This is a genomic window from Sphingobium sp. AP49 (assembly GCF_000281715.2).
Lineage (GTDB): Bacteria > Pseudomonadota > Alphaproteobacteria > Sphingomonadales > Sphingomonadaceae > Sphingobium.
Genome location: NZ_CP124576.1, coordinates 4331447 through 4342500, shown reverse-complemented (window position 1 = coordinate 4342500; position 11054 = coordinate 4331447). Strand labels below are relative to the sequence as shown.

The following is an 11054-nucleotide window of genomic DNA, read 5'->3' as shown; positions in this document are numbered from 1 at the left end:
AAGTTCGGCCATAGCGGGTGACAGCCCCGTATGCGAAAATTACCATTCAGGACTTGAGTAGGGCGGAGCACGTGAAACTCTGTCTGAACATGGGGGGACCACCCTCCAAGCCTAAATACTCGTACATGACCGATAGTGAACCAGTACCGTGAGGGAAAGGTGAAAAGCACCCCGATGAGGGGAGTGAAACAGTACCTGAAACCGGATGCCTACAAGCAGTGGGAGGGTCCTTGAGACCTGACCGCGTACCTCTTGCATAATGGGTCTGTGACTTAGTGTATCAAGCAAGCTTAAGCCGTTAGGTGTAGGCGCAGCGAAAGCGAGTCTGAATAGGGCGCCATAGTTTGATGCATTAGACCCGAAACCCGGCGATCTATGCATGACCAGGTTGAAGGTGCGGTAACACGCACTGGAGGACCGAACCGTTCAATGTTGAAAAATTGTCGGATGAGTTGTGCTTAGGGGTGAAAGGCCAATCAAGCCGGGAAATAGCTGGTTCTCCGCGAAATCTATTGAGGTAGAGCGTCGAATGATTGCCGTTGGGGGTAGAGCACTGGATGGATGCGGGGGTCGCGAGATCTACCAACTCTAACCAAACTCCGAATACCAACGAGTCTAGTTCGGCAGACAGACGGCGGGTGCTAAGGTCCGTCGTCAAAAGGGAAACAGCCCTAACCTACAGCTAAGGTCCCCAAGTCACGTCTAAGTGGGAAAGCATGTGGGATTTCCAAAACAACCAGGAGGTTGGCTTAGAAGCAGCCATCCTTTAAAGAAAGCGTAACAGCTCACTGGTCTAAATAAGAGATCCTGCGGCGAAGATGTAACGGGGCTCAAGACGTGCACCGAAGCTTAGGGTGTGATCCTTTGGATCACGCGGTAGCGGAGCGTTCCGTAGGCCGTTGAAGCGATCTGGTAATGGGTCGTGGAGGTATCGGAAGTGCGAATGCAGACATGAGTAGCGATTAACAGTGTGAGATGCACTGTCGCCGAAATTCCAAGGGTTCCTGCTTAAAGCTAATCTGAGCAGGGTAAGCCGGCCCCTAAGACGAGCCCGAAGGGGGTAGTCGATGGGAACCACGTTAATATTCGTGGGCCTGGTGGTGTGTGACGGATGCCGTAAATTGTTCGGGCTTATTGGATTGCTCCGGGCAGTGAAGGGGTCCCAGGAAATAGCCCCACCGTATAGACCGTACCCTAAACCGACACAGGTGGAATGGTAGAGTATACCAAGGCGTTTGAGAGAAGTATCCTGAAGGAACTCGGCAAATTGCCTCCGTACCTTCGGAAGAAGGAGGCCCCACATATGCGCAAGCACTTGTGGGGGGCACAGGCCAGGGGGTAGCGACTGTTTAGCAAAAACACAGGGCTCTGCTAAGTCGGCTTCAAGACGACGTATAGGGCCTGACGCCTGCCCGGTGCCTGAAGGTTAAGAGGAGGAGTGCAAGCTCTGAATTGAAGCCCAGGTAAACGGCGGCCGTAACTATAACGGTCCTAAGGTAGCGAAATTCCTTGTCGGGTAAGTTCCGACCTGCACGAATGGCGTAACGACTTCCCCACTGTCTCCAGGATATGCTCAGCGAAATTGAATTCTCCGTGAAGATGCGGAGTACCCGCGGTTAGACGGAAAGACCCCGTGCACCTTTACTGCAGCTTCAGAGTGGCATTAGGAAAGAACTGTGTAGCATAGGTGGGAGGCTTTGAAGCGATGACGCCAGTTGTCGTGGAGCCATAGGTGAAATACCACCCTGTTGTTTTCTGATGTCTAACCTCGCACCGTTATCCGGTGCAGGGACCCTCTGTGGCGGGTAGTTTGACTGGGGCGGTCGCCTCCTAAAGAGTAACGGAGGCGCGCGATGGTGGGCTCAGGACGGTTGGAAACCGTCTGTTAGAGTGCAATGGCATAAGCCCGCCTGACTGCGAGACTGACAAGTCGAGCAGAGACGAAAGTCGGTCATAGTGATCCGGTGGTCCCTCGTGGAAGGGCCATCGCTCAACGGATAAAAGGTACGCCGGGGATAACAGGCTGATGATTCCCAAGAGCTCATATCGACGGAATCGTTTGGCACCTCGATGTCGGCTCATCACATCCTGGGGCTGGAGCAGGTCCCAAGGGTTTGGCTGTTCGCCAATTAAAGTGGTACGTGAGCTGGGTTCAGAACGTCGCGAGACAGTTTGGTCCCTATCTGCCGTGGGCGTCGAAATTTGAGAGGAGTTGACCCTAGTACGAGAGGACCGGGTTGAACATACCTCTGGTGTACCTGTCGTCACGCCAGTGGCGCAGCAGGGTAGCTATGTATGGACGGGATAACCGCTGAAAGCATCTAAGCGGGAAGCCTCCCTCAAGATAAGATTTCATCGAGCCGTCGTAGACCACGACGTTGATAGGCTGGATGTGGAAGTGCGGTAACGCATGGAGCTAACCAGTCCTAATTGCTCTGTTCGCGCTTAAGAGTCCCACCATCAACGACAATGCTGGAAACAGCAGCGTCCGTTGACGGAATGGTTTTAAGCCAGCCCAGATATACGAACATACAAATCAAAGCTCTTGATGTTCACTTTCCCAAGTGAAAGTGAACTGTGCACGGTATCGATTAAAAAACCGCAGTTATGCGCCTGCTTCATTGCTTGGTGACCATAGCGTCTGTGACCCACCCGATCCCATCCCGAACTCGGCCGTGAAACCAGTCTGCGCCGATGGTACTATTGCTCAAGCACTGGAAGAGTAGGGCGTCGCCAGGCATTGAAGCACGCGCATGACTACGGATAAAAACCCATTCATAATTGCAAAGCAGGGCGGCCCACAAAGCCGCCCTTTTTGCATATCAGGGCACCAAAAAAACGCCCAGTGTCGCGGGATGGAGCAGCCCGGTAGCTCGTCAGGCTCATAACCTGAAGGTCGTAGGTTCAAATCCTACTCCCGCAACCACACACCAACAGACCAAGCCGTCTCGGATCATCCCGGGGCGGTTTTTTTATGTCTTCCCGCGGCGAATTTGCGCCGTTTCTTGGGGATGCAGCGCCGCCCATCGGATCGCGCCTGATGCCAGGACGTCGATTTGCTTTTGGGGGTGTTTTGCCTGTGCCCAGCAGGAGATGCCCCCTATGCCGCTCAAGGAACTCGAGGTTCGCTACGCCAGCCGGCGATCGAAGGATTACAAGCTCGGCGATGGCAGCGGCCTCTATCTGCTTGTCCGTCCGACTGGCTCGCGCCTCTGGCGCATGAAATATCGGTTCGACGGCAAGGAGAAACTGCTCTCGTTCGGGCGCTACCCGGAGGTTACTTTGGCAGAGGCGCGGCTGCGCCGCGCTGAGGCCAAACTTGCCCTTGCGCGGGGCCGGGATCCCGGTCCCAAGGCTCCCTCGCCTGTGACCAGCTTTGAGGCGGCTGCGCGGGCCTGGCATGGCAATCGGGCGAGCGGGCTGGAGCCGGGGCATGCGGCAGGCATATTGTCGCGTCTGGAGCGCGACGTGTTCCCGTCGCTCGGGCAGCGCGATCTCAAGGGCATCACTGCGGGCGATGTGCTGACGATGTTGCGGGCGGTCGAGGCGCGCGGTGCCCTCGATATCAGCCGTCGGCTGCGCCAGCATGTGAGCCAAGTCTATCTCTTTGCCATCCCGCAGGGCTGGGCCACCCATGATCCGGCTGCTGGCCTCGCCACCTTGCTGCGGCCAAAGCCTCGGGTGCGGCATATGGCGCGGGTCGGGGCAGGGGAGTTGCCGGCCCTTGTCCGGGCGATCGATGCTTATGACGGCGATGAGAATCCCCGGCGGCGTGCGGTCACGCGCGATGCGCTCTTATTCACGCTGCTGACCTGGGCGCGGACCAATGAGACGCGCCATGCGATATGGGACGAGTTTGAGGGGCTGGATGGCCCTGATCCCATCTGGCGCGTTCCGGCTGAGGGGATGAAGATGGGGCGTGAGCATATCGTGCCGCTTTCGTGGCAGGCGGTCGGGGTGCTGGAGAGCGTGCGGGTTTACAGCCGGGGGCCTTATGTCTTTGCCGGCGACCGGCCTGCGCTACCGATATCGCAGAACACAATGATCTATGGCTGCTACCGCATGGGCTATCGCGGGCGTCAGACGGTGCATGGGTTCCGAGGCCTTGCCTCGACCTGGGCCAATGAGGCGGAATGCTACCGGCCTGACTGGATCGAGATGGCGCTGGCCCATGCCGATCGCGATGATGTGCGTGGGGCCTATAACAGCGCCCTCTACCTGACCCCACGTCGCCGGATGCTGCAGGCCTGGGCTGATCATGTTCTGGGCATGGTCGCGGCGCCGCAGGAGGCGCTGGTGGCGTAGTGGATGGGGCATGCGGGGATCGGCTCGGCCGGTCCCCGCATAGCTATCCTCAGGCCGGTTCGGCGACCTTCGTCTTGCGCGGGGTGCGGGCCGGCTTGGTAGCAACGGCTTCTACCGCGCGCGGCTTGCAGCCGAGCCCGATCTTGTGGGCCAGTTCCTTGCGCTGCGCAGCATAGTTGGGGGCGACCATCGGATAATCCGCAGGCAAGCCCCACTTGGCGCGATAGTCCGCCGGGGTCATCTGATAATGGGTCATCAGGTGACGCTTGAGCATCTTGAGCTTCTTCCCGTCTTCCAGGCAGACAATATAGTCCGGCTTGATCGACGCGCGCACCGAAACCGCAGGCTCGGGCTTCACTTCTTCAGCAACCGCAGGTTCGCTCAGGCTGGCGAGAGCGCCATACACATTGGCGATCAGGGAAGGAAGATCATTGATCCCAACACTGTTGTTGCTGACATGGGCAGCGATAATATCGGCGGTGAGAGTGATGAGCGTTTCTTCAGCGGACATTTTTATCCCTTCTTCATGGCGACCAGTTGTTTTTGCTGAATGACAGAAGGAAGATCGGATTATCATTATGCGTTCGATGAACTATTGCTAATGTTCGTCATTGGCTCTGTATAATATTGGTTGGCACCTGCACCTGTCGATGAAGGGACGAATATGAAATGCAAGGTCCGGCCGCTGGCCAAGAACTGTTTCCAGCAATTCGAGCAGCTCTGCCTTGAACAACGTCGGTTCCCCGCCGGATATACCTATGACCGACGAGTCTGGAGCGAGTAAGCAAGCGTCTGTAAATGCGGCGAAGCGATCTTCATGGGTCTTCTTGGGTGGCTGTGAACACATGACGCAGAGTTGATCGCATCGCTCGGTCACCAGGAGCGTATTATGGTTGGATCCTGCGCGTATCAGACGTTCGGCCCTGCCAGCGCGTGGATCGACAAGGACTATGTCGTTTTCTAGGGTCATGCCTTTCGGGCGCTCAATGGTGAAAAGACCAAAGTCACCGCTGTAAAGCGCAATGCCATCTGTATCGCTCATCAGCCTTGCATCTCGGCTATCGTCCCACGTCACTGCGCCGAGACGCGTCACGAATGGCGTGGCAGCATCCGATGTCGAAGGGAGAATGAGGGGGATCATTGCAAGTGCGTACCAATCGGTCCAAGCGGACCGGGTAAGTCGAGCCAGCGGCGAACGGAATAATTGGTGGCTTCATCTTCCGAGAAGATCAGCTCGAACGCCAGATCGAATATGTGCAGGTGACGCTGACAAAAGGCGGTCTCATGCCGAGGCATATCGATTCGACCATAACGTGAGAGATCATCAATGAGATCTCGACCGCAAAAAGGCTGGTAGGCACAACGCTGACAGTCTGGATCAAAGCTATTGGTCGCATGAGCATTCAGAGCATCACGCGCTCCAAGATCCATCCCGGTCGAGACATGACCAATGCCCAGATCGATAACCCTCGATCGGGTGAGCATGCGTGCCTCATCGGTCGGGTAGAGGCGGCCATCATAATCCACGACGACATAGTCATGGCCAGCTGGATTCCATCTCGTCCGCCCCCGCACTGAGGAGGAGGCAAAACGGACCGTCGCGGAGTTGATAACAATAGACCCAGCCTACATCGTTCCGATGCATTGTACCGGCGAGGTCTTCATCCAGGAGGCCATGCGATTGATACCGCAGAAAGTCATCCGTCCCTATGTCGGAACAGAACTCGTGTTCGCGGCGTGATAGGGAAGGCTTCTTGGAACGACCCATCTTGGTCGTTCAGCAACCAATTTTCTTCCCCCAAGTGCAGACCGGCAGCTTTGCGACCCCGAATTCTCAATGCAGGCAGCTTTGGGTGCCTATACTGCATGTCATCGTTGGATTGCTTGAGACGAATTCGGTCCTAGAAGCACATCAAGAAATCTGATCAACGATTTCACGAGATCGCAAACGCTTTCGTTTCTCGGGTTTCGCATGGGTAACAGATATTTCGGACCATATGACATACCGGTCGCGACCGAAATTCTTCGCTGCGTATAGGGCTGTGTCGGCCTTGGCCAGCGCCTCCTCCAAGTCGGTCGCGTAACACCCGGCATGAATGCCGATACTGACCGTCGCCCGGATAGCTTCTTTGCCTTGGACTACTATGGTGGCCGACCGCAGCGCCTGATTGATGCGTTGTGCGACCACCGCCGCATCCGTCACACCGCAGTCGGGCAGCACGACCGCGAACTCCTCCCCGCCAATGCGACCGACGATATCTTGCGCCCGGAGATTGTCCGTTAACAAACTGCCGAATGCCACCAGAACCTGATCGCCCGCCTTGTGGCCGTACCGATCATTGACGGATTTGAAATGATCGATGTCCAGCATCATCACCGCTACGGACTCACGGCTTTCTACGGATAGGCCGAGCGTCCGCGTGCCGCTCTCGAAAAAGGCCCGGCGGTTCGGCAGGCCCGTCATGGGATCATGGTCAGCGAGCAGGCGCAGCCGGGCAAGAAGCTCGTTTCGCGCCGCCACCAGATTGGCCACGATAATCGGCGTGAACGCGACAAGGCTTATGCCCAACCGAACGGAGATCAGATCCCCACGAGTGGTCAGGGGCGTGGGCGCCCATAACATGCCGGTCCGGAGCGCAAACAACGTCCAGAGAGCGAACATCAGGCTGATGCATGCGGTCGGAAAGAGCCTATACTCCAGCCCGCACCACAAAAGAGCGGGAATTGGAAAGAGCGCAGCGCCCGGCCCACCGGCCAGCGCGCCACCGGCAAGCGAGGCAGCAAGAGCCGCAAGCGGCAGCAGGCTTCGCGGATTGAGCTGACGAAGACCGCCCGCGAACGTCCGAACATTCCATGCGGTGGCTTCCGGCAACGTCAGCAGCATGGGAAGGAAGGTTACATAATTCACCATCTCGGTTGCCGTCCAGAACAGGAAGCCCTCGCCGCTCGTGCCAACAAACAGCAACGGGTTGACGACGATACCGAAGAGGCCGGCAACTAGAGAAGCGGCAAGGATGGCCCCGAATATATGCCGGGTCGATTCTTGTCCCGTCAGTATGCGATCCTTTTGCGATAGCGGACCGAGCAGCAAGCAAGCCGTCGCGACCGCCGCAAGGTTGCCGCAATTGAGCGCGATGTTACGGGCGAGACTTACGCCGGTCACTAGATCCGCCATGAAAAAGGCAACCGAACAGCAAAGCCAGGTCGCCCGGTTGTTGAGCCGCGGAAAGCGCACCAGCAGCCCCAGCATATAGGCATTGGCCGGCCAGAACGCGGACAGGCCAAGATAGGGCTGGCTGCAGATGCCGATCAGGCAAACGAAGAAAAGGCTGATGCCAAAGCCCGCCCGCCTGACCAGGTCATCACTGCGCTTCTCTTGCCGCACCCTATGCGCTCTCCCGTCGGTTTTTCTGTTTCCCCACATAGTAAATGGCCTTTAACGAATTCTTATGGCGCCTATCGATGCCGGCTTCATGGATGCCGGGTTGCGGTGGCCCATTGCTAACTGCGGGGACCACCGCCTTCCAGGCGATCAAGCGGGATCGGACAGTGCCCCGCCCTTTGCTTCGCCGCAGGTCACATTGCCTCGTCCGAACCGAGCATAGAGCGTCGGCAACACGAACAGGGTCAGCAACGTCGCGGAAATCAGTCCGCCGATGACCACGGTCGCCAGCGGTTTCTGGACCTCCGCGCCCGCGCCGCTGGCAAAGGCCATGGGCACGAAGCCGAGGCTGGCGACCAGCGCCGTCATCGCCACCGGACGGAGGCGTTGCATCGCCCCCGTCCGCGCGGCTTCATCCGGTGCCATGCCAGACCAGGCCAAATCCTGAATGGAACTGACCATTACGAGGCCGTTCAGCACCGCGATCCCCGACAGCGCGATAAAGCCCACTGCTGCCGACACGGAAAAATCCATGCCCCGCACGAACAGCAGCAGCACGCCGCCCACCAGCGCGAAGGGCACGCCGGTGAACACGATCGCCGCGTCGCGTACATTGCCCAATGCCCCGTAGAGCAGCAGCAGGATCAGCACGAAACAGGCCGGCACGACCAGCTTCAGCCGCTCGCTGGCGGACCGCAGATTTTCGAATTGCCCGCCCCATTCCAGATAGCTGCCCGCCGGCAGGCGTACCTGATCGGCTATGCGCGCCTGCGCATCTGTAACGACGCTACCGACATCGCGGCCGCGCACATTGGCCTGCACGACGACACGCCGCTTTCCATTTTCCCGGCTGATCTGGTTGGGACCATCGACCACCCGAATGTCGGCGAGGCTGGCGAGCGGGACATAAGCGCCGCCAGGCACCGGCACCTGCGTCTGGTTGATCAGCGCAAGATCGGACCGCTGGGCGTCGGACAGGCGGATCACCACCGGGAAGCGGCGGTCGCCCTCGAAGATCATGCCCGATGGCCGCCCGCCTATCGTCGCGGTTACGACATCCTGCACGTCCTGCGCGGTCACGCCGACCCGTGCCATGGCATCGCGGTTCGGGCGGATGTCGAGCATGGGCAGGCCGCTGGTCTGCTCGACCTTCACGTCAGTCGCACCCGGCGTGTTGCGCAGCACCCCGGCTATCTGTTCGGCGGTACGGTTCATGGCATTGAAATCGTCGCCGAAGACCTTGACCGCGATATCGCCGCGCACCCCCGCGATCAGCTCGTTGAAGCGCATCTGGATAGGCTGCGTAATCTCATAGGCGTTGCCGGGAAAGCGGCCCAGTTCCCTCTCCAGCCGTTCGACCAGTACTGTCTTGGGCAGACTGGGGTCGGGCCAGTCCTTGCGGGCTTTGAGGATCACGAACATGTCTGTCGCATTGGGCGGCATCGGGTCAGATGCCAGTTCGGCGGTACCGGTCTTGGAGAAAACGAACCGGACCTCGGGTTGCTGCGATATCATCCGCTCGATCGGCCCCTGCATTGCCTGGCTCTGCTGCACCGATGTCGCGGGGATGCGCAGCGCCTGGATCAGCAGGTCGCCCTCGTCCAGCTGCGGCAGGAACACCTGCCCCAGCGAGATGAAGGCCAGCGCCGCGAGCGCCAGACTGCCGATCGCCGCGCCGATCGTCAGCGTCGGGCGCCGCATCGCTTTGTCGAGCCCAGGCTCATAGCGCCGCTTGAGCCAGCCGACGATCCGGCCATCCTCTTCCTCGATCCGCTTCGACAGCAACAGCGCGATCATCGCCGGCACGAAGGTGATCGACAAAATGAATGCGAAGGCGAGTGCGATGATGACGGTCAGCGCCATCGGCACAAAGGTCTTGCCCTCGACGCCGGTGAGCGTCAGCAGCGGCACATAGACCAGGATGATGATCGCCTGCCCATAGACGGAAGGCCGGATCATCTCCCGCGCTGCTGCGGCAACGACCGCCAACCGTTCCGGACCGCTGAGCAGCCTGGCTTCGCGATGCTGCTGCTCGGCAAGGCGACGCAGCGCATTCTCGACGATGATGACCGCACCGTCGACGATCAGCCCGAAGTCCAGCGCCCCCAGGCTCATCAGGTTCGCCGACACGCCCGCACGCAGCATGCCGAAGCCGGTCAGCATCATCGAGATGGGGATGACCAGCGCGGCGATCAGCGCTGCGCGGAAATTGCCGAGTAAAAGGAACAGGACGACGATGACCAGCAGCGCCCCTTCGCCCAGATTCTTTGCCACCGTCTTCACGGTCGCGTTGACGAGCGCGGTGCGGTCCAGCACCGGCTGCACCACCACATCGGGCGGCAGCGAAGCGTTGATCGCTTTCAGCCGGTCGGCAACTGCCGTCGCGACCGTCCGGCTGTTCTCGCCGATGCGCATGATCGCGGTGCCGACCACCACTTCCGTTCCGTTCTCCGATGCCGATCCCATGCGAATTGCCTGTCCGGTGCGCACGGTCGCAACCTGATCCAGCGTTATGGGCACGCCCTCACGCGTCGCAACCACCGTGCGCGCCAGTTCCGCCGCGTTGCGGATCAGCGCATCGGATCGAACGGCGAGCCCCTCGCCGTTACGCTCGACAAAGCCGCCGCCCACGCTGCTGTTGTTGCGCTCCAGCGCCGTACCAAGATCGGTCAACGTCAGGTCGAGCAAGGCCAGCTTCTGCACATCCGGCACGACCAGATATTGCTTGGCATAACCGCCGATCGAATCGACGCCCGCCAGCCCCGGCGCGCTCTTGAGCAGCGGCGTCACGATCCAGTCCTGCGCGGTGCGCAGATAGGTCGCCTTGTCGGCTTCGCTGGTCAGCCTTTCGCCCTCCGGCGTGATATAGCTGCCATCGGGCTGTTGGCCCGGCTCGCCGGGCCGGTGGGTGTCGTCGTCCCGATGCTGGAGCCGGACCGTCCACATATAGACCTCGCCAAGACCCGTCGCGATCGGCCCCATTTCCGGCGTCACACCGGCGGGCAGAGCGTCCGCTATGCTGGTCAGCCGCTCGCTAACCTGCTGGCGGGCGAAATATATGTCGGTCTGGTCGGCGAAGACCGCCGTCACCTGCGCAAAGCCATTACGGCTGAGCGAGCGGGTATATTCCAGGCCCGGGATACCGGCGAGCGCGGTCTCGATCGGGAAGGAGACCTGCTTCTCGACCAGTTCGGGCGACAGGGCAGAGGCGCGGATGTTGATCTGCACCTGATTGTTGGTGATGTCCGGCACCGCGTCGATCGGCAGGCGGGACAGCGAAACGGCGCCGATGATGGCGGCGATGGCGGTGAGTAGCAGGACGAGCCAGCTTTTCTCGACCGCCCATGTGACGATGCGGGAGATCATG

6 protein-coding genes, 1 tRNA gene and 2 rRNA genes (1 of these 9 cut by a window edge) are annotated in these 11054 nt (G+C 59.5%); 4 read left to right on the top strand and 5 right to left on the bottom strand.

Features of this window, described 5'->3' with window-relative positions; translation table 11 throughout:
* From PMI04_RS20500 to PMI04_RS20485, 4 genes are all read left to right on the top strand, one after another.
* Positions 1 to 2449, top strand: a 23S ribosomal RNA gene (locus PMI04_RS20500); it begins 345 nt to the left of the window's first position.
* Between the two features lie 175 nt (positions 2450 to 2624).
* A 5S ribosomal RNA gene (gene rrf, locus PMI04_RS20495) occupies positions 2625 to 2739 on the top strand.
* A 110-nt stretch (positions 2740 to 2849) separates the two neighbouring features.
* Positions 2850 to 2926, top strand: a tRNA-Met gene (locus tag PMI04_RS20490).
* Between the two features lie 176 nt (positions 2927 to 3102).
* Positions 3103 to 4305 carry an integrase arm-type DNA-binding domain-containing protein gene (locus PMI04_RS20485; RefSeq protein ID WP_283184823.1) on the top strand — a complete coding sequence of 401 codons (1203 nt, stop codon included), beginning with the start codon at positions 3103 to 3105 and terminating at the stop codon, positions 4303 to 4305.
* Between the two features lie 49 nt (positions 4306 to 4354).
* On the opposite strand, the gene PMI04_RS20480 is transcribed toward PMI04_RS20485, so the two are convergent.
* From PMI04_RS20480 to PMI04_RS20460, 5 genes are all read right to left on the bottom strand, one after another.
* Positions 4355 to 4816 carry a MucR family transcriptional regulator gene (locus PMI04_RS20480; protein WP_007705700.1) on the bottom strand — a complete coding sequence of 154 codons (462 nt, stop codon included), beginning with the start codon at positions 4814 to 4816 and terminating at the stop codon, positions 4355 to 4357.
* 87 nt (positions 4817 to 4903) lie between these two features.
* Positions 4904 to 5347: a hypothetical protein gene (locus PMI04_RS20475; RefSeq protein ID WP_157178071.1), complete on the bottom strand. Its 444-nt coding sequence runs from the start codon at positions 5345 to 5347 to the stop codon at positions 4904 to 4906.
* A 95-nt stretch (positions 5348 to 5442) separates the two neighbouring features.
* Positions 5443 to 5790: a hypothetical protein gene (locus tag PMI04_RS20470; protein ID WP_157178070.1), complete on the bottom strand. Its 348-nt coding sequence runs from the start codon at positions 5788 to 5790 to the stop codon at positions 5443 to 5445.
* Positions 5791 to 6217: 427 nt separating this feature from the next.
* A complete protein-coding gene (locus PMI04_RS20465) occupies positions 6218 to 7690 on the bottom strand; it encodes a GGDEF domain-containing protein (RefSeq protein ID WP_007705699.1) in 1473 nt (490 codons plus the stop codon).
* Between the two features lie 147 nt (positions 7691 to 7837).
* Complete coding sequence (locus PMI04_RS20460) at positions 7838 to 11053, bottom strand: CusA/CzcA family heavy metal efflux RND transporter (protein ID WP_007705698.1); 3216 nt, start codon at positions 11051 to 11053, stop codon at positions 7838 to 7840.
* Position 11054 lies beyond the last annotated feature (1 nt).

Excerpts from the sequence above, each read along its gene's own strand:
- PMI04_RS20460 (WP_007705698.1), bottom strand. The coding sequence starts at position 11,053 with ATGATCTCCCGCATCGTCACATGGGCGGTCGAGAAAAGCTGGCTCGTC.
- PMI04_RS20470 (WP_157178070.1), bottom strand. The coding sequence starts at position 5,790 with ATGCTCACCCGATCGAGGGTTATCGATCTGGGCATTGGTCATGTCTCG.
- PMI04_RS20480 (WP_007705700.1), bottom strand. The coding sequence starts at position 4,816 with ATGTCCGCTGAAGAAACGCTCATCACTCTCACCGCCGATATTATCGCT.
- PMI04_RS20485 (WP_283184823.1), top strand. The coding sequence starts at position 3,103 with ATGCCGCTCAAGGAACTCGAGGTTCGCTACGCCAGCCGGCGATCGAAG.
- PMI04_RS20475 (WP_157178071.1), bottom strand. The coding sequence starts at position 5,347 with ATGAGCGATACAGATGGCATTGCGCTTTACAGCGGTGACTTTGGTCTT.